Origin of the sequence: Streptomyces sp. NPDC006326 (assembly GCF_040612915.1) — a bacterium.
Classification (GTDB): Bacteria; Actinomycetota; Actinomycetes; order Streptomycetales; family Streptomycetaceae; genus Streptomyces.
Genome location: NZ_JBEXRC010000016.1, coordinates 74,227 through 96,061, shown reverse-complemented (window position 1 = coordinate 96,061; position 21,835 = coordinate 74,227). Strand labels below are relative to the sequence as shown.

The window sequence follows — 21,835 nt, the reverse complement described above, 5'->3', positions numbered from 1 at the left end:
CGGCCGGTGTTTCGCCGTCGGTCAGCTCCGGCCGCTGGTCACGGCGTAGTACTGGAGGTCCTGCACCTTCACCGTCCGGTCCGCGGGGTACGGCAGCTCCGCCTCGGCACCCGCCCTGCCGTCGCGGACCACCACCGCCGAGCTGGTTCCCGGCCGCAGCGGCAGCAGTTCGGAGTGCACGCCGGCCGGGGCCTCGTGGGTGTCCTCGGCCGGACCCGCCTTCGTCCGGATGCTCGCCGGGGCCGTCAGGAAGCTGAGGACCTCCACCGCGTCGCGGGGCGCGGCGCTGCCCTTGCGCAGGGACATCACCAGCGACTGGGTTCCGGTGGGGTCGGCGGCGGCGAACTGGGTGCGGGCGGTGACGTACAGCGTGTCGCGGACGATCTCCGGCCAGCTGCCGGTCTTGAACCGGGTGAGGTAGTAGGAGGCCAGGTCCAGGTAGGTGGAGCCGTTGTGCAGGGAGGGCGCGAACTGGCTGCCCTCGGAGTAGTCGTTCCAGGTGGTGAGCTGGACCCAGTCGGCGCCGTCCTCGATGGCGTGCGTCCAGGTCGAGCGCAGGGTTGCGGTGTTGCCGGCCTCGTCGTAGATGCCCTGGTTGGGGCGGGCGTCCTGGACGGAGACGGGCTGCATCCAGATCTTGCCCATGCCGTGGGCGCGCCGCACGTCCGCGGCGGCGCCCTCCTGGCCGACGTAGCTGCGGGAGCCCCATTCGGAGAACCCGTGGCTGATCGGCGCGAACGCCGCGTGGTGGGCGGCGAAGTCGAGGAACAGCGGGACGAAGGCGGTCCGGATGCCGTGCCGTGTCCTGAGGGCGTCGAGGACCTGCGACCACCACGCGGCGCTCTGGGCCTCCGCCTTGAAGGGGGAGACGACGAGCCGGCCGTCGGCGAGCCGGTGCGCGGCGGGGGCCTTTGCGAGGGCTGCGAGGGCGTCGGCGAGGACGCCCGGGTCGTCGGTCTTCAGGGAGGTCATGTCCGGCATCAGCATGATCTTGAACTCGGGGTCGACCGTGTGGGCGGCCTCCATCAGGAGCTTGGCCCGGTCCCAGTTCTGCCCGGAGAAGGACAGCAGGTCGAGGGTGAATCCGTCGAGGCCGGCAGCGCGGGCCGTGCGCACTTCCTGCCGGAGGTTGGCGAGTTCCCAGTCGCCGTCCCGGGGAGGGACGGGCAGGGGCCGGTCGCGCAGCAGGCCGCCGTAGCGTTCGTGCTTGCCGTTCTCGCCGGCCGGGTCCAGGTAGTTGCGCGTGTAGTAGTCGCCGTCGGCGCTCGCGTTGTCCAGTGAGAGCGGGTACGGGGTGAAGTAGTGGGCGAAGACCAGCTTCCGGCCCGCGGCGCCGGTGCGCAGTGCGGCCGGCGCCGGCATGTCGAAGGGCAGCGCTCCGGGCCGCTCGCCGGCGTCGGCCGCCGGGCCGGTGGCTTCGCCCTTGTCCTGCCCGCTGCCGTCGGTGGCGTTGCCGGTGGGCGGGGTGGCCGGGGCGGATGCGCTCGCGGTCGTGGCGGGCCACGGTGCGCCGATGGCGGGCGCGGAGGCGTCCTGCCGGGCGCCCGGCGTGAAGGGGTCCCAGGCGACGCCGGTGGCGGCGCAGACACCGACGAGCAGGAAGGCGGAGACCAGCAGGGTCAGCAGCGGCCTGCCCCGGAACCCGCGGCGCCGCCGGTGGGAGGAGGGCCGCCGCGGGCCCCCGGCCCGCTGTGCGGCCCGTCGGTGCGCTCGCCGGTCCCCTGTCATCCTGTCCCTCCCCGGAATATGCCCCGCGTACGGGGCTGCACAGCAGTAGAGCCGATGAGCGGCCTGCGGACAACCGTTCTCTCCCGGACGGGCCCGGGCGCGTACCGCGGGCGGCCCAGTGGAACTACGCAGGCTCGTCGTTCCGGAATCCGCCAATCCCCTGGCCGTGCGGCGCAATTGGCGCATAATCACTGCTACGCGGCGCGAAGGAGCCCTTGGCCGCGCATGGGACACGTATGCAATGGGGGGCATCGTGCCGATGAGGGATCCAGGCCGGGCCGGCACGCTGCCGACGACCTCCGCCGAGCTGTCCAGACTGCTCACGGCCGTCCGGCGGGGACGGGTGCTGACGGTCACCGGCCGGTTCCGTGAGCCCCGGAGCCTGCTGGTACGGGACATCGCCCGGCGCCTGTCGTCCAACTTCTGCGACGGTGCGGCCGTGGTCACTCTGGACCGGCCGGTCGGCGTGTGCGAGCTGACGGCCGCACTGGGCTCGGTGGCCGGGATGCCGGTGCAGCCGTGCCGCAGCCGGAACCCGGTGTCCTGGCTCGCCGAGCGGGACATGCTGCTGGTCCTGGACGGCAGCGACCACCTCAGCCCCGACACGCTGTCCTGGGTGCGCGGGCTGCTGGCCGTGGCCCCGGGGCTGCGCATCCTGGCCGCAGGCCGGTGCCCGCTCGCGGTCGAGGGCGAGCACGTCCACCGGCTCTGACGGGGCGTCCCGGCGGCATACGGGTCCGCCCCGGCCGGCAGCAGCCGGCCGGGGCGGACCCTCGTGACGCAGCGACCTCAGGCGAGGGAGGCGATCGCCTGGTTGAAGGTCGCGGACGGGCGCATGACCGCCGCGGCCTTGGCCGGGTCGGGCTGGTAGTAGCCGCCGATGTCGGCCGGGGAGCCCTGCACCGCGTTCAGCTCGCCGACGATGGTCTCCTCCTGCTCGCTCAGCGTCTTGGCGAGCGGCTCGAAGGCGGACGCCAGCGCGGCGTCGTCGTTCTGCTGGGCCAGCTCCTGCGCCCAGTACAGGGCGAGGTAGAAGTGGCTGCCACGGTTGTCGATACCGCCGAGGCGACGGGTCGGCGACTTGTCCTCGTTGAGGAAGGTGCCGGTCGCGCGGTCGAGGGTGTCGGCCAGGACCTGGGCGCGGGCGTTGCCCGTGGTGGTCGCCAGGTGCTCGAAGCTGGCGGCCAGCGCGAAGAACTCGCCCAGGCTGTCCCAGCGCAGGTAGTTCTCCTTGACGAGCTGCTGGACGTGCTTCGGGGCGGAGCCGCCGGCGCCGGTCTCGAAGAGGCCGCCGCCCGCCATCAGCGGGACGACCGACAGCATCTTGGCGCTGGTGCCCAGCTCCAGGATGGGGAAGAGGTCGGTCAGGTAGTCGCGGAGGACGTTGCCGGTCACCGAGATGGTGTCCTCCCCGCGGCGGATGCGCTCCAGGGAGTAGGCGGTGGCCTCGACCGGGGAGAGGATCTTGATGGTCAGGCCCTCGGTGTCGTGCTCCGCGAGGTAGGTGTTGACCTTGGCGATCAGCTGCGCGTCGTGGGCGCGGGTCTCGTCGAGCCAGAAGACGGCCGGGGCGCCGGTGGCGCGGGCGCGGGTGACGGCGAGCTTGACCCAGTCCTGGATCGGGGCGTCCTTGGTCTGGCAGGCGCGGAAGATGTCGCCGGCGGCGACCTCCTGCTCCAGGACCACGTTGCCCGCGGCGTCGACGACGCGGACGGTGCCCGCGGCGGCGATCTCGAAGGTCTTGTCGTGGCTGCCGTACTCCTCGGCCTTCTGCGCCATCAGACCGACGTTCGGCACCGAGCCCATCGTGGACGGGTCGAAGGCGCCGTGGGCGCGGCAGTCCTCGATGACGGCCTGGTAGACGCCCGCGTAGCTGCTGTCGGGCAGCACGGCGAGGGTGTCGGCCTCCTGGCCGTCCGGGCCCCACATGTGGCCGGAGGTGCGGATCATCGCCGGCATGGAGGCGTCGACGATGACGTCGCTCGGGACGTGCAGGTTGGTGATGCCCTTGTCCGAGTCGACCATGGCGAGGGCCGGGCCCTCGGCGATCTCGGCGTCGATGGAGGCCTTGATCGCGTCACCGTCGGGGAGGGCGCCCAGGCCGTTGAGGATGGTGCCGAGGCCGTCGTTCGGGGACAGGCCGGCGGCGGCCAGGGTCTCGCCGTAGCGGGCGAAGGTCTTCGGGAGGAAGGCGCGGACCACGTGGCCGAAGACGATGGGGTCGGAGACCTTCATCATCGTGGCCTTGAGGTGCACGGAGAACAGGACGCCCTCGGCCTTGGCACGCTCGATCTGGTCGTTCAGGAAGGTGCGCAGGGCGTCGACGTGCATGACGGACGCGTCCACGACCTCACCGGCCAGCACCGGTACGGACTCGCGCAGGACCGTGGTGGCGCCGTCGGCGGCGACGTGCTCGATGCGCAGCGTGCCGGCCTCGGTGATCACGGTGGACTTCTCGGTGGAGCGGAAGTCGTCGGCGCCCATGGTGGCGACGTTCGTCTTCGACTCGGGGGTCCAGGCGCCCATGCGGTGCGGGTGGGCCTTGGCGTAGTTCTTGACCGAGCCGGGGGCGCGGCGGTCGGAGTTGCCCTCGCGCAGGACCGGGTTGACGGCGCTGCCCTTGACCTTGTCGTAGCGGGCGCGGATCTCGCGCTCCTCGTCGGTCTTCGGGTCGTCCGGGTAGTCCGGGAGCGCGTAGCCCTGGCCCTGGAGCTCGGCGACCGCGGCCTTCAGCTGCGGGATCGAGGCCGAGATGTTGGGCAGCTTGATGATGTTGGCTTCCGGGGTCTTCGCCAGTTCGCCGAGCTCGGCCAGGGCGTCGGCGATCCGCTGGCCCTCCTGGAGGTGCTCGGGGAAGCTCGCGATGATCCGACCGGCCAGGGAGATGTCACGGGTCTCGACATTCACACCGGCCGTCGACGCGTAGGCCTGGACCACAGGCAGGAAGGAATACGTCGCGAGGGCGGGGGCCTCGTCAGTGTGCGTGTAGATGATGGTCGAGTCAGTCACCGGTTGCTCCGCTCCACAGTCTGCGTCTCTCGTCTGCAACATTGCTCGACATCAAGATATCTCGTGATCGGGCCGGTCCGGACAGTCCCTGCCGTCGGCCGGACGAGACGCATGTCACCCGGCCCGCGGGAGGGCGTGCGCGTACCGGAACGGCGAGAGCGCCGCCCCCGGCTGTTTCCAGCCGGGGACGGCGCTCGGGCGCTCAGGCGAACAGGCCGGTTCAGGCCTGGACGGCCTTGGGGTTCGGGCCGTACTGGTTCGGCTGCGGCTGGCCCTCGGAGGCCATCAGGACGAGCAGCCAGATGCCACCGATCAGCGGCACGAGGCTGATGAGCAGCCACCAGCCGGACTTGCCGGTGTCGTGGAGGCGGCGCACGGCGACACCCAGGCCCGGGAGCAGGACGGCGAGCGCGTAGATCAGGTACAGCAGCGGGTAGGTGCCGATCGCGTTGTCGATGACGGCGACGATGATCAGCGCGATCAGGTTGAAGAGGGTGAACATCCAGTACTCCTGCCGGCGGGCGCGGCCGGAGAAGACGGTGTACTTCTTCAGGACGTCGGTGTAGTAGTGCATTGTCCCCCCTGAGGACGGTTCGTCGGCCCGTCCTGCTGGAGCAAGCCGGGGCAGAACTTATGCCCCGCTTACGTCGCGGTCAAGCCACTTCTCAAGGCACCAAAAGCACCGCTTTGCTCGGACTCTGCGGGCAAAAACACCGTCAACGGGCCCTCATTGGCACCCATGGAGCCTGCGGGATCACACCGGGTGACGATCCGGGGCGAGTTGGCCTGCACATCGTTACGGCACCGCGATCTCGCAGCGGCCCGGACGGGGAGGGGAGTCCGCCCGGGCCGCCCCCGCAAGAGCGGTCAGCCGATGTGGAAGGAGTCGCCGTAGACCTTCCAGTCGAGCGGGGTGTCGAGGCCCAGGTTGCCCTTCTTCAGGAAGACCCGCTGGGCGGTGTCGACCCGGCTGGTGTCGCTGTGCGCCTCCTCCTGCTTCATCGCCCAGACGCGGGCGTCCAGGAAGGCGTTCAGCCAGGCGGTCTCGTTGCCGCCCTGGGAGGGCGGCTTGGCCTTGGACAGCGCCCGCTTGCGGATGTTGCGGAAGCTGGTGGGGTCGGTGCCGTCGCCGTGCATGACGATGGCGTCGTAGTAGACGAACTGGCCCAGCACGCCCACCCCGTCCGACTTGCCCTGCTTCACGGCGGGGTTGAAGTAGACCCGGTCCCGCTCGTGGTCCTGGGCCTTCTTGAAGTCCGCGTCCCGGGCCGCCTTCGCCCAGTCCCCGGTGAAGTCCGGGTCGAGGCCGGCGTGGGAGTCGGTGCCGTCGACCTTGCGCAGGGCGGGGAGGTACTTGGCCAGTACGTTCCCCGGCTTGATCTGGGTGTAGTACTCGACGAGGTCGAGCATGTCGCCGGTGCCGGAACAGAAGCCGATGATCCCGGCGGTGTAGCCGCGGCCGTCGTCTATGTCCTCGATGTACTTGTACTGGGCCTTCCAGTCCAGCGAGGAGTTCTCCGCGCTGGAGACGATCTGCATGGCGATGTCCTTCTTCGCCGGATCGTCGAGCCCGACGGCCGCCGCCGCTTCGGCCGTCGAAGCCGAGGCCGAAGCGGAAGCGGTGGTGGGGGTGGGCGCCGCCGTGGCGTGCGCCGCGACCGGCGCGGCGAGAAGTGCCGCGCCGAGCAGCGCGGCACCGACCGCCTTCTTCTTGCGGTGGGAGGTGGACGGGGTGAACACAGGGCCTCCATGGGGGGGGTTGAGGCGCGGAGTTGAGGTGTTCCCGACTTCGTTAGGAAACTTTACTACCAGAACTCCGGACGGCTCAAGACCCGTGGGCGCCCCGCCCCTTGCTACCGGCGGCCGGCCAGACGGGCCGTCAGGGCGGCCTTCGCCTGCGGCCATTCGGGCCGGGTCAGGCTGAACACCACGGTGTCGCGGATCCAGCCGTCCCGCATGACCATGTGGTGGCGCAGCACCCCCTCCTGGGTCGCGCCGAGCCGGGCGATCGCCGCCCGCGAGGCGCTGTTGCGCACGTCCGTCAGCAGTTCGACCCGGTTCATCCCCAGCACCTCGAACGCATGCGTCAGCATGAGCAGTTTGGCCTCCGCGTTCACACCCGTCCGCTGCCAGGTCCGCCCGAGGAAGGTCCAGCCGATCTCCAGACGGCGGTTCACCGGGTCGATCGCCATGAGCCGGGTGGAGCCGGCGATCCGGCCGGTGGCCGAGTCCACGGTGGCGTACGCCAGTTGGGTGCCGACGGCGCGCGCGGCGACCGCGTCGTCGATGAAGCCGCGCACCTCGTCCGGATGCGGGACCAGGGTCACCGCCAGCTCCCAGAGGCTGCCGTCGCGTATCGCCTCGCACAGCCCGTCGTGGTGCCGCTGCTCCAGCGGCTCCAGCCGTACGCGCTCGCCCGCCAACTCCCCTGCTGCCTGCCCCGTCGTTGTCGGCTCCATACCCTGACCTGCCCGTTCTGCTTGATGATCGCCAAAGGGCGGACCCTAGGGCAGGCGCAGGGGTCAGAGCCAGCCGTTTCTCCTGAAGCCCCGGTGGATGACGAAGCAGGCGACGGCCATCACGCCGACGACCAGGGGGTACCCGTACGTCCAGTGCAGTTCGGGCATGTGGTCGAAGTTCATGCCGTAGATACCGCAGACCATGGTGGGTACGGCGACGATCGCGGCCCAGGCCGTGATCTTGCGCATGTCCTCGTTCTGCGCGACGGTCACCTGCGCGAGATGCGCCTGCAGGATGGAGTCGAGGAGGGCGTCGTAGGCGTTGATCTGGTCGGTGGCCCGGTTCAGGTGGTCGGCCACGTCGCGGAAGTAGGCGCGGATCTCCTGCGGGATGACCGCTATCGGCGTCGTGGCCAGCTGCTGGAGCGGCCGGCCGAGCGGTGCCACCGCCCGGCGCAGCTCCAGGAGTTCCCGCTTGAGCTGGTAGATGCGGCCCGCGTCGCCCCGGCTCCCGTGCTCGCTGAACACGGCCGTCTCGACGGCGTCTATGTCGTTCTGCACGGCGTCGGTCACGGCCATGTAGTCGTCGACGACGTGGTCGGCGATGGCGTGCAGCACCGACGCCGGCCCCTTGGCGAGCTGCTCCGGAGCGGACTCCAGGCTCTCGCGGACCGGACCGAGGGTGCCCCGACCGCCGTGCCGGATGGTGATGACGAAGTCCTCGCCGGTGAAGGCCATCAGCTCGCCGGTCTCCACCACCTCGCTGGTGGCGGTGAGTTCCTCGTGCTCGACGTAGCGGACGGTCTTGAAGACGGAGAAGAGTATGTCGTCGTACCGCTCCACCTTGGGCCGCTGGTGCGCGTTCACGGCGTCCTCGACGGCGAGCGGGTGCAGACCGAACAGCTCGGCGAGACCGGCGAGCTCCTCCTGCGAGGGTTCGTGCAGGCCGATCCAGACGAAGCCGCAGCCCGTCTTGCGGACCCGCCGCAGCGCCTCCCCGGCCTCGGCGCAGCCGTCCTGGCGCACGCCGTCCTGGTAGACGACGCAGTTGACGACGGCGCTGCCGAGCGGGGAGCGGGCCGGGTGGCTGAGGTCGACGGCCCGCCGGTAGCCGCGGCGCACGGCCCGGCGCAAGGTGCTGAACATGGACAACGGCGTACTCCCCTTCGGCGGATCAGTGGCCAGTCTGCCACCGCCGCCCCGCGGCTCCGGGACGGGCCCGCGCCCCGGACCTGCGCCTCGCCCCGGGACCGGGTCAGACGCGGTCGACGAACACGCTGGTCGACTTCACCCGGGCGACGGCCCGCGCCCCCACCTCCAGGCCGAGCTCCTCCACCGCCTCCCGTGTGAGCAGCGAGACGATGCGGTGCGGTCCGGCCTGGATCTCGACCTGCGCGTCGACGGTACCGAGCTTGACGGCGGTGACGATCCCCGGGAAGGCGTTGCGCGCCGAGGTGTACGGGGGCTCCTCGCCGCCGGCTGCGCCCTCCTTCGCGGCTTCCACGCAGAAGGCGGCCAGGTCGGGCCCGTCCACCATGCGCCGCGAACCCTCGCGCCGGGTGGGGAACCGCTCGGCGTCGGCCCAGCGCCGAGCCGTGTCCACGCTCACCCCGAGCAGCCGCGCCGCCTGACCGATCGTGTAGGACTCCATGGGGGGAAGCGTAGTGGCGCCGTGTCAGCCGGCCTCGTCCTGGCGGAGCGCCTCGGCCGCGGCGCGTGCGATCACCTGGGCCGTCTTCGACAGTGCGGGCGAGTCCAGCTTCCACTGCTGCCAGTACAGCGGTACGTCCAGCGGCCGGCCCGGCACCAGCAGCACCAGGGCGCCCGCCCGCAGCAGCGGTTCCGCCTGCGGTTCCGGTACGAGGCCCCAGCCGAGGCCCGAGGCCACGGCATCGCGGAAGCCCTCCGACGTCGGCACGTGGTGGCGCAGCGGCGAGGCCGCCGCCTCGGGGTCCCCCGTCAGCGACCGTACGAAGGAGTCCTGCAGCACGTCCCGCCGGTCGAAGACGATGACCGGCGCCCTCCGCAGCGCCTGCGCCGGCTCCGGCCCGGCTCCCGGCCCCGCCGGCAGGTGGCGGGCCACGAAGTCCGGGCTCGCCACCGGCAGGTACCGCGCGAGCCCCAGCCGCCGGACGCTGCAGCCCGCCACCGGGTCCGGCGAGGAGGTGACGGCCGCCATCACCCGGCCCTCGCGCAGCAGCGCCGTCGTGTGCGACTCGTCCTCCCGGCGCAGTTCGAAGGCGACCGGCGGATCCTGCGGCACCCGTACCAGCGCCGGCAGGAACCACGTCGCCAGGGAGTCCGCGTTGACGGCGATCGGCAGTCGCACCGGGCCGCCCCCGTCCTGCGCCATGCCCAGCTCGGCCCGGGCGTCCCGCTCCAGCCGGGCCAGCTGCCGGGCGAACCGCACCACCACCTGCCCGGACTCCGTCGCGCGGACCGGCTTCGTCCGCATCAGCAGGACCCGCCCCGTCCGCTGCTCCAGCGCCTTGACGCGCTGGCTGACGGCCGACGGCGTCACGTGCAGGGCCGCGGCCGCCGCGTCGAAGGTCCCCTCGTCCACCACGGCCAGCAGGGTCCGCACCTGGTCCAGCGGAAGCTCGTCCATCACCCCTCCTTCACGAGGGCTAAGGGTACGTAAAAATCTTTAGCTGTACTGAAACTGCCTGCGTGCCTACGGTCGGAGCCATGACACACGGCATCTTCACGGCGGGCCTCGCCGGTTTCGGCACCGGCCTCTCCCTCATCGTCGCCATCGGCGCGCAGAACGCCTTCGTCCTCCGCCAGGGCGCCCGCCGCCACGCCGTCCTCGCCGTGGTCGCCATCTGCGCCCTGTCCGACGCGGTCCTGATCGCCCTCGGCGTCGCCGGCGTCGGCGCCTTCGTCACCGCCTGGCCCGCGGCCCTCACGGTGGTCGGGATGGCCGGCGGCGGGTTCCTGGTCTGCTACGGAGTGCTCGCCGCCCGGCGGGTGCTGCGGCCCGTGCCCGGCGCGGCCCTCGACACCGGGGGAAGCGCCACGGGCGGCGCGGGAGGACTCACCGCCTCCCGCCGCCGCGCCGTCCTGACGTGTCTGGCGATGACCTGGCTCAACCCGCACGTCTACCTGGACACCGTCCTGCTGCTCGGCTCCCTCGCCGCCGACCGCGGCGACCTGCGCTGGGCGTTCGGGATCGGCGCCGGGCTGGCCAGCCTGACCTGGTTCGGCTCGCTCGGCTACGGGGCCCGCCTGCTCAGCGGCCTGCTGGCGCGGCCTTCGGCCTGGCGCGTGCTGGACGGGCTCGTCGCGGCGACCATGGTCACCATGGGCGGGATGCTCCTGGCCCGGGCATGACACCGCGCCGTCCCGAGCGGGGCCGGTCGCGGCAGGTCCGGGAGACGGCACACCGCACCTGCGCACATCGTCCCCGCACGACCCCGGGAGCCGCCGTGTCCGACCGTCCCTTCGCCGACGCCGACGCCGTGCTCGCCTTCCGCTCCGCCCGGCGGGGACCGCTCGTGGCCGCCACCGCGGTCGTCCTCGACCCCCACGGCCGGGTTCTCGTCCTGACGCCCGCGGGACGGCCTGACCGGAGGCTTCCGGGCGGCCCCGTCGGCGGCACCGAGACCCCGGAGGAGGGGCTGGCCCGCGAGCTGGCGGAGGAGCTGGCCCTGCGCGCCCCGGTCGGCAGGCTGCTCGCGGTGGACTCGCACCGGCCCGGACCGCTCGGGCGGGCCCTGGTCGAGCACGTGCACCTCGTGGGGCCGCTCTCCCCCGCGCAGACCGCCGCGCTGACCTCCGCGGCGGGTGGGGACGCCTGCGCCGAATGGCTCGCGCCGCAGGAGGCGTACGCGGTCCTGCCCGCCCGGCTCGCGACGCGGCTGCGCGCAGCCCTGGCCGCCCTGTACGCCGGCTCGCTCGCACACCTCGTGGAAGGCGTCCCCCAGCCCGGCTCCCCGGCCGGCCTGGATCCCGGGCGCCGCGCGGCCCTCGAACACGCCGGTGCCTTCGACTCCGCGAGCCACCGGGCCGCCCGCCCCAAGGCCGTCACCGCCGCGAGCGTGCTGTGCACCGACGCGGCGGGCGCGGTCGTGCTGGTGGAGCCCGCGTACGGCAAGCCGGGCCGCTGGAACCTGCCGGGCGGGGGCATCGACAGCGACCTCGGCGAGACCCCGCGCGCCGCGGCCCGCCGCGAGGTGCGCGAGGAACTCGGCCTGGACCTCGAACCGGGCCGGCTGCTCGGCGTCAACTGGGCCCACAAGCCCGGCTACCCGGCGCGGATCCGCTTCCTGTACGACGGCGGGGTCCTGGACGCGCCGGCCCTGGCCCGGATCCGCCTGAACCCCACCGAGCTGCTCCGGTGGCGGGCGGTGGACCCCGCGCACCTGCGGGGCCTGGTCAAGCCCTCCCTGCGCCGGCAGATCACGGCCTGCCTGCGCGCCCGCGCCCGCGGCACGGGCCCGCTGGAGCTCCGCGCGGGGCGCCCCGTGGAGCCGTAAGGACCCGATTTCCCGCGGACCGGGGAAGGAAAAGGTCACTGCACTGGTCCATCCGGACGCCACCGTGGCGTGGTGCGCAGGCGCGGGGCCCGTCTCACGCATCGTCGAGTCAGACACCCCCCTGCCACATCCACCCCCTGCCACATCGAGCGGAACCCCTGGAGTCCCACCGTGTCCGCAGAACCGACCGGACCGGCCCCCGGCGCCGGCACCACGTCCGCAGTCCCCGCGCCCGCCGCCGCGCCGCCTGATCCGCGCCGCTGGTGGATCCTGGCCGTCATCGGCCTGGCCCAGCTCATGGTCGTCCTCGACGCCACCATCGTGAACATCGCGCTGCCCTCCATCCAGGCCGGTCTCGGCTTCTCCGACCAGCAGCGCCAGTGGGTGGTGACCGCGTACGCCATCGCCTTCGGCAGCCTCCTGCTGCTCGGCGGGCGGCTCGCCGACCTGATCGGACGCCGTCGGGCCTTCCTCGTGGGCCAGCTCGGGTTCGCCGTGTCCTCGGCCGTCGGCGGCGCCGCGGCCACCTTCGGGGTCCTCGTCACGGCCCGGGCGCTGCAGGGCGTGTTCGCGGCCCTGCTGGCCCCGGCCGCGCTCTCGCTGCTCACCACGACGTTCTCCGCACCGGCCGAACGCGGCAAGGCCTTCGGGGTGTTCGGGTCGCTGGCCGCCTCCGGGGGTGCCGTCGGGCTGTTGCTGGGCGGCGTGCTGACCGAGCACCTGGGCTGGCGCTCGACCTTGTACGTCAACGTGCTCTTCGCCGCCGTCGCCGTCGCCGGCGGCTTGCTGCTCCTGCGCCGGCCGGCTGCCGCCGCCCCGCCGCGGCTGGACCTGCCCGGCACGGTGCTCGCCTCGTCGGGGCTCTTCTGCCTGGTCTACGGTCTGGCCACGGCCGGCCCGCACGGCTGGGGCTCGGTGCACACGCTGGGCCTGCTGAGCACCGGCGCCGGCCTGCTCGTGGCGTTCACCTGGTGGCAGCACCAGAGCCCGCACCCGCTGCTGCCGCTGCGGATCGTGCTCGACCGGGTCCGGGCGACGGCGCTGGCGTCCGTGTTCGTCACCGGGGTCGGCATGTTCGGGGTGTTCCTCTTCCTGACGTACTACCTCCAGCACACCCGCGGCTACAGCCCCGCCACGACCGGCCTGGCCTTCATGCCGATGTCCGGGTGCACGATGATCAGCGCGATCGGCAGCAACATGGGGCTGCTGGGCAAGATGGGCGGGCGGCCGCGCATCGTCGGCGGCATGCTGCTCGCGGCCTGCGGGATGGCGTGGATGAGCCGGTTGTCGGCCACGGGCCCGTACGTGGTCGACGTCCTGCCCGGACAGGTCGCGACGGGCCTGGGCATGGGCCTGATCACGGCGGCCGCCATGAACCTGGGCACGGCGGGCGTCGACCCGCGCGACGCGGGCGTCGGTTCCGCGACGGTCAACGCCATGCGGCAGATCGGCGGCTCGGTCGGCACCGCCCTCATGAGCACGCTGGCCGCGGGCACCGTGGGCCGCGCCCTCGCAGGCAGACGGCCCGCGCCGGAACTCGTGGCGCGGGCCGTCCTGGAGAGCTACCACACGGTCTTCGCGGCCTCGGCGGCCATCTTCACCGCCGGGGCCGTGCTGACCTGGTTCCTGCTTCCCGCCGGCCTGTCCATGGAGCGCTCCCGCGGTGCAGCGGGGGGCCGGGGCGGCAGGCCGTCAGGATCCTGACGGGCTACGGGTGGGAGGGCTGACCCGGACGCGAGTGCGCGGCCGGCTGCGCCGGCTTCGCGGGCTTCGCGGGCTTCGCGGGCTTGGCGGGCTTGGCGGGCGCGGCCGGCTGCGCGGGCTGAGCGGGCTTCGCCGGCTGAGCGGCGTTCGAGGGGTTGGCCGGCTTGGCACCGGACGGCGCCGCCGGGGTGGCGGCGTCGGTCGCCGGGGCCGGCAGAGCGCAGTTCGCGACCGAGCTGCGGACCCGGTCGCCGGTGGAGAAGTGCTTCAGCTTGCAGGAGTTGGTCCCCAGTCCGCCGTCGACCTGGCCGTAGCCGGGTCCGATCGTCAGGACGCTGTCGTTCTGGCCGCGGACCGTGTCGTTGCCCGGACCGCCCTGGACGACGCCCGCGGACTCCGCGCCCACCGACTTGGGCTCGATGACGTCGTTCTCGCTGCCGCCGAGGACCCGGCCGCCGAGGTCGACGTTGCCCGTGCGGATCAGGTCGTTTCCGTCGTTGCCGAAGACCTGGCCGCCGCCGCGCTGGTACTCGCCGGGCTCGCCGAGCACGCTGCCCGTGGTGATCTTGTCGTTGCCGTGGTCGCCGTAGACGCTGGCTCCGTGCGCCGCCGTGCCCACCACGAGGGCGGTGATGATGGTGTCGTCGCCCGCACCGCCGCGCACCGACGAGGTGCTGTTGCGCGGGTAGAGGTTGTTGACCTGGAGTGTGTCGTCGCCCTCGCCGCCGAGCACCTGGGAGTCGATGAGCAGGCCCTTGACGCGGATGTTGTCGTTGCCGGCCCCGCCGTAGATGATCACGTTCTCGACGTCGTTCTCGCACAGGATCGTGTCGTCGCCGTCGGTGCCCCTCACCTCCTGGCCGGGCTGGGCCTCGACGCCGTTGACGTAGCACCAGTGGGACGGCAGGGGTTCGGCGGCCCGGGCCGGGACGGCCGCTAGGGAGGCGGCGGCGAGCGTGCCGGCCAGCGTGTAGGTGGCGGTGCGAAGTGTGCGGCGAGTGCGCAGCATCGATTTTCTCCCGAGCAATGGGTGGGGGGTGGGGATGTGGTGCATGGAGTGGTGCGTGGTGCGTGGTGCGTGATGGTGGTCAGGACAGCCCGTGGCGCAGCGGCGTGAGCTGTTCGATGTCGTAGCGGGCCCGCAGTTGCGAGATCGCCAGGGGGTCGGGGGTGGTGCCCGCGTCGAGCAGGTCCAGCAGTTCTTCGAAGTACCGCTCGTGGTCGGGGGGCGGGGAGGCCTGGAAGAACATCCGCGCGGGTTCGCCGGTGCGGTTGGCGAACGCGTGCGGGCAGCCGGGCGGGACCACGATGACGGTGCCGGGAGTGGCGCGGACGACCCGGCGCCCGTCGAGTGCCTCCCAGTGCCGCCAGTCGTCCCCGCTGCGGACGCGCGGTTCGAAGGCCATGACGTCGAGTTCGCCTTCCAGGACGTAGAACAGCTCCTCACTGCGGGTGTGCAGGTGTGCTCCTACGTCGAACCCGGGCGGTACGACGACCTCGAAGCTGGAGGCCACCGTCGAGTGCTCCCCGGTGACCTTGAAGGTGACCTGCTGGGCTTCGGTGTGCAGGGTGCGGCCGTGACCCGGTGGGACGAGCAGCCCGTCCCGGGCGATGTGCGCGGTCATGACCAGGTCACGGGCAGACCTTCCGGCCCGCGGATGAGTGCTCCCGGCCGCCACCGCAGTTCGTTCACCGGGACGGCGAACCGCAGGTCGGTGAAGCGGTCGAGCAGCGCGTCCACCATGAGTTCGGATTCGAGGCGGGCCAGCATGTTGCCGGGGCAGAAGTGGGGCCCGTATCCGAAGGAGACGTGCGGGTTGGGGCTGCGGTCGAGGTGCAGCTCGTGGGGGTCGGGGAAGACGTCCGGGTCCCGGTTGGCGGCGAGGTACGAGATGTACACCGCTTCGCCCGCCCGGATGAGGTGTCCGGCGACCGTGACGTCCTCAAGGGCGATCCGGGAGAGCCCGACCGCGTTGCGGTGGGGAATGTAGCGGAGCAGTTCGTTGAGCGCCGAGGGGCGCACCCCGGGGTTGCTCCGCATGTGTTCCAGCAGGTCCGGCCGGGTGAGCAGGATGTAGACCATGTTGCCCACGTTGTTGGTGACGGCCTCTCCGCCGATCTGGATGAGCAGCGCCAGCCCGGTGGCCTCCTCCTCGGTGACCTCGCCGGCCTCGACGGCCTTGACCAGGAGGCCGATGACGCTCTCGCCGCCCGCGGTGTCCCCGGCGCGCAGCCGTCCGCCGAGATAGGCACACATGTCGTTCTTGGCCTGCTCGCTGCGCTGTGCTCCCTGGGCCGAGGAGAGGATCAGCGTGGTCCATTCGTGGACCATGGGCCGGTCGTCCTCGGGTACGCCCATCAGCTCGCAGACCACGGCGAGCGGGAAGGGCGCGAGCAGACGCTCGGTCAGGTCGACCGGGGGTCCGTCGCGCAGGATCCCGTCGACGAGGGCGTCGAGCATCTCCTGGGCCCGGGTGCGCAGGCGTTCTACGCCGCTGGTGGTGAAGGCGGCGGCGACGGTGCGGCGCAGCCGGGTGTGGTCGGGAGGGTCCTCGAACCCCACCGCACCCGGCGCCGGAATGAAGTGGGGGGCCAGCCGGGTGACGTCGTGCTCGACGACCAGCTTTCGGCTGAACCGGGGATCGTTGGCCACCATCCGTACGTCTTCGAAGCGGCAGATGAGCCAGGCCCAGCCGCTTCCGTTCGGAAGTGTGATGCGCGTTACCGGCCCCGCCCGCATCAGCTCGGCCAGGACGGGGTCGAAATCGACCCCGTCCAGGGCCGGGGTGGGCCAGTGCGTGACGGGTGGCCTTGCGGTTGCGGGGCCGTCCTTCAGCATTCTTCGGATTCCTCCCTCACCCGGTCCCTCATTCCGAGGTCCAGCTGCCCAGTGAGATTTCTGCGGTGATGCCCGGGCCGAAGCCGGCCAGCAGGCCCCGCGCGGCATCGGCGGTGCCGTTCTCGTCGAAGAGTCGGCGCAGTGCGTCCAGGACCACGGCGCTGGCGATGTTGCCGTACTCGGTCAGTGTGGCCCGACTGAAGCGGAATGCCTCGGGTGCCACACCGAGGTACTTGCTCAGGTCGTCCAGGATGCGTGGTCCACCCGCGTGGATGATGTAGAAATCCAGGGCAGCCGCGTCCCACCCGTGGGCCTTGGCCAGGTCCTTGAGGGACGGGGCGAGGGGCTCCATGGTGCCGGGGACCCGCCGGTCGAGCTTGAAGTGGAATCCGGTGGACTTGACGTCGTACATGATCCAGTCCTCCGTCTGGGGGATGATGTACGAGCTGTTGCGGTGCAGTTCCATGCCGGTTCCGCCCTTGCCGCGTACGACGGCCGCGCCCACGCCGTCGCCGAACAGGCCGTTGGACAGCAGGTTGCCGACCTCCAGGTCGCTCGGCTGGTAGCACAGGGAGCAGAACTCGCAGGAGACGATCAGCGCGTTCGCCTCCGGGTAGGCGGTGCAGAAGTCGTGGGCCCGGTTGACCGCCGCTCCGCCCGCAGCACAGCCCAGCTGGGCGATGGGCAGCTGCTTGGTGTCCGTGCGGAAGCCCATCGTGTTGATCATCCAGGCGGTCAGCGACGGCATCATGAAGCCCGTGCACGACACGTAGATGATCATGTCGATGTCCTGCGCCCGCAGCTGCGCGTCCTCCAGCGCCTGCCGCACCACCGCGGGCACCCTCGCCTTGGCCTCGGTCTCGTACACGGCGTTGCGCGATTCGAAACCGGGGTGCTTCAGGGTTTCCTCGATGGGGCGCACGATGTGCCGCTTCGCGACGCCGGTGTTCCGGATCAGCCGCAGCGCCAGGTCGAGCTGTGGATGATCCGCGTGCACGGACCGTGCCAGATCGAGGGTCTGCTCCATCGTGATCACGTGCTCGGGCACGCACACCGTTGGCCTGCACAGAGTCGCCATGGGTGGCTCTCCTTTCGTGTCTGACACAGCCTCATCGACCTGCGCCGGTTGCGCGCGCGGGACTACGGCGTTGGGGGACATGCGCCAATCCGGTGACGATGCCCGGCGGAGGCTGCGGAGCGAGTGGCGGGAGGGAAGGGATGAATCTGCCGATTTCCCCGCGAAATCGCGCTCCGGGGGGTGACATCCACGCAGGGAGATGAACCATGACGTCAGACCCGCATACGGCCCTCAAGCCGGAGATGGATCCGGCCTCGGACGAAACGGTGCACTTCTGGAGCCTGGAGGACCTTGAGGCCCTGGAGTTCGACCCCTTCCTCCAGGACCGGCTGCGCGAGAAACGGGCCGCCCGCATCCGGCTGCCGTACGGCGAGGGCAGCGCCTGGCTGATGGCGCGCTATGCCGATGTCAAGGCGGCCACCACCGACCCCCGGTTCAGCAGGCAGGAGCTGGTCGGCAAGACGATCACCGCCTCCTCCCCGCACGCGATCGCCTCGCAGAAGGCGTCCTTGAACTACGCCGACCCTCCGCGGCTGAACGACATGCGCCGGGTGGTCGCGCGGGCGTTCACGGGCAAGAGCATGCAGAAGCTGCGGCCGTCGGTGCAGCAGACCGTGGACACCCTGCTGGACGGAATGGAGCGGCAGGGGGCCCCGGCCGACCTCGTCGAGCACCTGCACGGGCCCCTGCCGCTGGCGGCCGTCGCGGACCTGCTGGGGATGCCGCACGACATGCGCAGGGACATGACCTCCTGGGCGAACGTGATCATGACCCCGGGTCCGGCCCCCGCGAAGAGCACCGACGCCCTCAAGACCGTCCGCGAGTGCGTGGTCGAGCTGCTCGCCCACCGCCGCGAGCACCGCAGCGAGGACCTCGCCGGGGTGCTCGTCGACGCCGCCGACGCCGGCGAGATCACCGAGGCGGAAGCCGTCTCGCTGGCCACCGCCATCCTGGTGAGCGGCGCGCACGCGGTCCGCAACAACAGCGCCAACATGGTGTTCCTGCTGCTCACCCATCCGCAGCACCTCGAACGGCTGCGCGCCGAGCCCGACATGATCCCGCAGGCCGTCGACGAACTGCTGCGCTACATCCCGCACCGCAGCGGGGTGGGTCTGCCGAGGGTCGCCACCCGGGACGTCGAGATCGGGGGCGTGACCGTGCGCGCCGGGGAGACGGTCTACTCCTCGTACCTCGCGGCCAACCGCGATCCCGAGGTGTTCCCGAACCCGCACGAGCTGGACTTCGACCGCGGGCCCATCGCCCACATGGCCTTCGGCAACGGCCCGCACCACTGCGTCGGCTCGATGCTGGCCCGGATGGAGTCCGAGCTGATGGTCGCCACGCTGCTCGACCGCTACCCGCGGCTGGCGCTGGCCGTGCCGCCCGAGCAGATCGAATGGCAGCCGGGCGCGCTGATCCGCGGGCCCAAGACCCTGCCGGTGACCTGGTGATAGGCCGGCACCGGATCAAGGTCGTCAAGGGCAGCCCGGACCACATAGAACTGGCGGCCCTCACGGCCGCCCTGTTCATGATGGCGCGCACCACCCAAGGCTCCGGCGCGCGCTCCTTGCGGCACCACCGCGCGCACTGGGACCGCAACCTGCCCTCCCTGATCCGCCATCCCGCCCACTCCTGGCGCGCCCGGCCCGGCTCTCCCTTCACCCACTAGCGGAAGGCCGCGCCGGCGATACGGCGGCGCCCTGCGCTCGCGCAGCAGCGCGCGAGCGCAGGGCGCCGTGGGGTGGTGCCCCGGGCCCGTCGGCCGGCGGGGCCGGGGACCGGGTCAGGCTCCGGCCGGTGCCGGGGCCTTGGGAGCGGGAGAGGCCTTCGGGGACGGCGAGGCCTGCGCGTCGCAGGTGACCTCGTCGCGCGGGGTGTAGTGCGTCGGGTAGGTCTCCCGCTTCACCTCCCGGCCGCCCTGGACGAAGATCCGGTCGACGGTGACGTCGAACCCTTCGAGGGGGGTCTGCACCTCGCAGTCCGGGCCGGAGCCCGTGCGCTTGGCCGGCGGGGTGACCTTCGTGCGCGGCCCCTTGGTGGCCCGTATCTCGTCGTACTTCTTCGTGCCGAGCAGGGTGATGGTCACCGAGGTGTCGGTGGACTCGGCCCGGACGTAGATCGCGTGGCCGGAGTCGTTCTGCCAGCGCAGGTCGAGCGTGCCCCAGGCGACGGTGGCCTCGCGGCCCTCGGGGTAGCGCTCGATGTAGAACGAGTGGGCCCCGTGCTCCAGCGGCTTGACGCCCGCGAAGAACACGGCGTTGTACATGGTCGTGGCGACCGCCGAGACACCGCCGCCGGGTGATTTCACGTACTGGCCGTCGTTGATCATGATCCCGTCGACGAAACCGTTCTCCTTGGTCCGCTCGCCAACGGTCTTGTTGAAGCTCCACGTCTCGCCCGGGAGGACGACGGACCCGTTGATCAGCTGCACGGCGCGCGCGATGTTGGTGGTGCGGTACGGCGCGGACGGGAAGTGGACGGTGAAGGAGGACACCTTCTCCTTGATGCCGAGGCGGCGCGCGTTCTCCGCCGTCAGCTTCGGCTGGACCGTCGTCACGGGGAGCACGGCGCTGCGGGCGGCGCCCGACCGCGTCAGCAGCGGCATCACGGCCTTGCCGAGTGCCTTGTCGCTGACCTGCACTCCGGTGCGCCCGTCCTCGGCGAGCACCGCCTGATCGGCGGAGCCGACGCGGAAGGTGGCGCCGCGGGAGGGCCGGGTGACCTCGTCGACCTGCCGGGCGACCGCGGGGTCGGCCAGCAGACCCTTGGAGTCGAGCCGCGGCACGAGGCGGCCGTGGTCGTCGGGCTCGACCTCCAGGTGCCGGCCCAGGACCGCCGGGGACAGGGTGATCCGCCGCCCGCCGAGGGTCAGGCCGACGGGCCCGGACATCGCCGGCTCGCCGAACTCCTTCAGGGCCCGGGAGGTCTCCTGCGGGCCCACCGCCGGGGCCTGCTGCTCCACCGGCACCGTGACCGGGCCGTTCTGCGGGCGCAGGTAGGCGGCGCGGACGGCGTCCGCCACCCGGTCGGAGCGTACGGAGACACCGGTGACCGGCGCGTTCGCCCTGGCGGTGCCGTCCTCGAAGGTGAGGGAGCCGTCGCGGGCCGGGCGTCCCGCGGCGAGCCGGTCCGCGGCGGCGGCGCTCGTGGGGCCGTCCGTCCGGATCACGGGCTCGATCTCCCGCTTCTCGGCCGGGCCGAGGAGGCGCCGGATCACCGTGAAGGGGTCGGATCCGCTCTGCGCGGCACGGTCGGCGGTGGCCGCGGTGTCGAGGGAGAGCCCGAAGGCGGCGGGCGAGGCCTGCTCGGTCCGGTCGCCGATGCGCAGGGCGATCGGCGACGCCGCGGCCGGGCCGAGCTCGCGCGCCAGGGCCGTCTCGGCCTCCGTACGGCTCAGGCCGCCGAGGTCCACGCCGTGGACGCGGGTGCCGTCGGCGATGACGTCGCCGTTGACCACGAGGCCGGTGACGTAGAGGCCGCCGAAGCCGAGCACGGCGGCACCGCCCGCGAGGGGCAGGGCGGTCCGCCAGGTGCGGGTCAGGCGGTAAGGGCGTCGCATGTCTCTCCCGGTGGCGCTGGTACGTCCGTATGGCGCCTGGCGACCCCACCCGAGGACACAAAATGCGCCAGACCGGACACAAGCATTCACCAATTCGGACGAAATAGGCCAAAAATGTGCCCGGCCTCACGGCGGGGGCCGAAAATCCACCCGCGGCGACACGGCCGCCTCGAAGTAGGGCCACTTACCTTGAATTGGCCCTGTCCCGCGGGCTTGGGCATGCCACACCGTGGGGCCCGTCGGTCTTTGGCCCCCATGAAAGGCTCCGCCGGTGTCCTCGGCCCCTCGCCGCCCCGCGCGGCTCCTCACCCGTCGGCTGCTCCAGCTCTACGTCGGACTCGCCCTCTACGGGGCGAGCTCCGCGTTCCTGGTCCGCGCCGGACTCGGACTCGACCCGTGGGACGTCTTCCACCAGGGCCTCGCCGAGCGGACCGGCTGGAGCATCGGCACCGTCTCGGTGGCCGTCGGCGCCCTCGTCCTGCTGCTGTGGCTGCCGCTGCGGCAACGACCGGGGCTCGGCACCCTCTCCAACGTGTTCGCCGTGGGCCTCTCGATGGACGCGACCCTCGCCGTACTGCCGGACGCGCACGGCGCCCTGGCGCAGGGGGCGCTGCTGACGGCGGGCATCGTCCTCAACGGGGCCGCCACCGGCCTCTACATCAGCGCCCGCTTCGGGCCGGGACCGCGCGACGGCCTGATGACCGGCCTGCACCGGCGCACCGGCCGGTCCGTCCGGCTGGTCCGCACCGGGATCGAGCTCACGGTGCTCGCGGCCGGCTTCCTGCTCGGCGGCACGGCCGGCATCGGCACGCTCGCGTACGCCGTGGCGATCGGCCCCCTCGCTCAGCTGTTCCTCCGCGTCTTCGCGCTGCCCGAGCCGCCCCGCCTCCCGGGCGCCGGCCCGGTCGCGGGCGGCACCCCCCTCCCGAAGCCCGAGCCGGCCCCGGCCCCGGCCCCGGCGGGGAACTGAAGCGGCCGGGC

Annotated in this window: 20 protein-coding genes; 7 read left to right on the top strand and 13 right to left on the bottom strand. The window is 72.2% G+C overall.

The features are described from left to right. Positions 1-21: 21 nt before the first annotated feature. Positions 22-1,728, bottom strand: coding sequence for a glycoside hydrolase family 71 protein (locus tag ABZ128_RS15350; protein ID WP_356848683.1), 1,707 nt, complete (start codon positions 1,726-1,728; stop codon positions 22-24). A gap of 259 nt (positions 1,729-1,987) precedes the next feature. On the opposite strand from ABZ128_RS15350, the gene ABZ128_RS15345 reads away from it, so the two are divergent. Beyond that, positions 1,988-2,440: a hypothetical protein gene (locus ABZ128_RS15345; RefSeq protein WP_356848682.1), complete on the top strand. Its 453-nt coding sequence runs from the start codon at positions 1,988-1,990 to the stop codon at positions 2,438-2,440. A 77-nt stretch (positions 2,441-2,517) separates the two neighbouring features. Here ABZ128_RS15345 and ABZ128_RS15340 read toward each other — a convergent pair whose 3' ends face one another. The 7 genes from ABZ128_RS15340 to ABZ128_RS15310 form a co-directional block, all read right to left on the bottom strand. Continuing rightward, positions 2,518-4,737 carry an NADP-dependent isocitrate dehydrogenase gene (locus ABZ128_RS15340; RefSeq protein ID WP_356848681.1) on the bottom strand — a complete coding sequence of 740 codons (2,220 nt, stop codon included), beginning with the start codon at positions 4,735-4,737 and terminating at the stop codon, positions 2,518-2,520. 220 nt (positions 4,738-4,957) lie between these two features. Continuing rightward, the gene (locus ABZ128_RS15335) at positions 4,958-5,311 is read right to left on the bottom strand and encodes a DUF805 domain-containing protein (protein WP_356848680.1); all 354 of its coding nucleotides are present in this window, start codon (positions 5,309-5,311) and stop codon (positions 4,958-4,960) included. A gap of 293 nt (positions 5,312-5,604) precedes the next feature. After that, positions 5,605-6,477, bottom strand: a complete 873-nt coding sequence (locus ABZ128_RS15330) for a chitosanase (protein WP_356848678.1) — start codon at positions 6,475-6,477, stop codon at positions 5,605-5,607. A 113-nt stretch (positions 6,478-6,590) separates the two neighbouring features. Further along, positions 6,591-7,196, bottom strand: a complete 606-nt coding sequence (locus tag ABZ128_RS15325; protein WP_356848676.1) for a GNAT family protein — start codon at positions 7,194-7,196, stop codon at positions 6,591-6,593. Between the two features lie 63 nt (positions 7,197-7,259). Further along, positions 7,260-8,342, bottom strand: a complete 1,083-nt coding sequence (gene corA / locus ABZ128_RS15320; protein WP_356848675.1) for a magnesium/cobalt transporter CorA — start codon at positions 8,340-8,342, stop codon at positions 7,260-7,262. A gap of 109 nt (positions 8,343-8,451) precedes the next feature. Beyond that, on the bottom strand, positions 8,452-8,847 hold the full coding sequence (locus ABZ128_RS15315) for a TOBE domain-containing protein (protein ID WP_356848673.1): 396 nt from the start codon (positions 8,845-8,847) through the stop codon (positions 8,452-8,454). Between the two features lie 24 nt (positions 8,848-8,871). Then, on the bottom strand, positions 8,872-9,804 hold the full coding sequence (locus ABZ128_RS15310) for a LysR family transcriptional regulator ArgP (RefSeq protein WP_356848672.1): 933 nt from the start codon (positions 9,802-9,804) through the stop codon (positions 8,872-8,874). Between the two features lie 80 nt (positions 9,805-9,884). Here ABZ128_RS15310 and ABZ128_RS15305 point away from each other — a divergent pair, with 80 nt between their 5' ends. The 3 genes from ABZ128_RS15305 to ABZ128_RS15295 all read left to right on the top strand — a co-directional run bounded on the left by ABZ128_RS15305 (position 9,885) and on the right by ABZ128_RS15295 (position 13,378). Then, complete coding sequence (locus tag ABZ128_RS15305; RefSeq protein ID WP_356848671.1) at positions 9,885-10,529, top strand: LysE/ArgO family amino acid transporter; 645 nt, start codon at positions 9,885-9,887, stop codon at positions 10,527-10,529. Positions 10,530-10,624: 95 nt separating this feature from the next. Beyond that, positions 10,625-11,674, top strand: coding sequence for an NUDIX hydrolase (locus tag ABZ128_RS15300; protein WP_356848670.1), 1,050 nt, complete (start codon positions 10,625-10,627; stop codon positions 11,672-11,674). 171 nt (positions 11,675-11,845) lie between these two features. Continuing rightward, the gene (locus ABZ128_RS15295) at positions 11,846-13,378 is read left to right on the top strand and encodes an MFS transporter (RefSeq protein WP_356848669.1); all 1,533 of its coding nucleotides are present in this window, start codon (positions 11,846-11,848) and stop codon (positions 13,376-13,378) included. Between the two features lie 4 nt (positions 13,379-13,382). On the opposite strand, the gene ABZ128_RS15290 is transcribed toward ABZ128_RS15295, so the two are convergent. The 4 genes from ABZ128_RS15290 to ABZ128_RS15275 form a co-directional block, all read right to left on the bottom strand. Continuing rightward, entirely contained in the window at positions 13,383-14,387 is a 1,005-nt protein-coding gene (locus tag ABZ128_RS15290; protein WP_356848668.1) for a hypothetical protein, read from the bottom strand. 79 nt (positions 14,388-14,466) lie between these two features. Further along, on the bottom strand, positions 14,467-15,003 hold the full coding sequence (locus ABZ128_RS15285) for a cupin domain-containing protein (protein WP_356848667.1): 537 nt from the start codon (positions 15,001-15,003) through the stop codon (positions 14,467-14,469). After that, positions 15,000-16,217, bottom strand: coding sequence for a cytochrome P450 (locus tag ABZ128_RS15280; RefSeq protein ID WP_356848666.1), 1,218 nt, complete (start codon positions 16,215-16,217; stop codon positions 15,000-15,002). Before ABZ128_RS15280 ends, ABZ128_RS15285 begins: the two co-directional genes overlap by 4 nt. A gap of 28 nt (positions 16,218-16,245) precedes the next feature. Beyond that, complete coding sequence (locus ABZ128_RS15275; protein WP_356848665.1) at positions 16,246-17,295, bottom strand: type III polyketide synthase; 1,050 nt, start codon at positions 17,293-17,295, stop codon at positions 16,246-16,248. A 206-nt stretch (positions 17,296-17,501) separates the two neighbouring features. On the opposite strand from ABZ128_RS15275, the gene ABZ128_RS15270 reads away from it, so the two are divergent. Together ABZ128_RS15270 and ABZ128_RS15265 are read left to right on the top strand one after the other, a co-directional pair. Next, positions 17,502-18,746 carry a cytochrome P450 gene (locus ABZ128_RS15270; protein ID WP_356848664.1) on the top strand — a complete coding sequence of 415 codons (1,245 nt, stop codon included), beginning with the start codon at positions 17,502-17,504 and terminating at the stop codon, positions 18,744-18,746. Next, positions 18,743-18,964: an acyl-CoA carboxylase subunit epsilon gene (locus ABZ128_RS15265; RefSeq protein ID WP_356848663.1), complete on the top strand. Its 222-nt coding sequence runs from the start codon at positions 18,743-18,745 to the stop codon at positions 18,962-18,964. The genes ABZ128_RS15270 and ABZ128_RS15265 overlap by 4 nt, the downstream gene beginning before the upstream one ends. Before the next feature lie 114 nt (positions 18,965-19,078). Here ABZ128_RS15265 and ABZ128_RS15260 read toward each other — a convergent pair whose 3' ends face one another. Next, positions 19,079-20,854 (bottom strand): VanW family protein, encoded by a 1,776-nt coding sequence (locus ABZ128_RS15260; RefSeq protein WP_356848661.1) that lies wholly within the window; start codon positions 20,852-20,854, stop codon positions 19,079-19,081. A gap of 271 nt (positions 20,855-21,125) precedes the next feature. Here ABZ128_RS15260 and ABZ128_RS15255 point away from each other — a divergent pair, with 271 nt between their 5' ends. Next, complete coding sequence (locus tag ABZ128_RS15255) at positions 21,126-21,824, top strand: hypothetical protein (RefSeq protein WP_356848660.1); 699 nt, start codon at positions 21,126-21,128, stop codon at positions 21,822-21,824. Positions 21,825-21,835 lie beyond the last annotated feature (11 nt).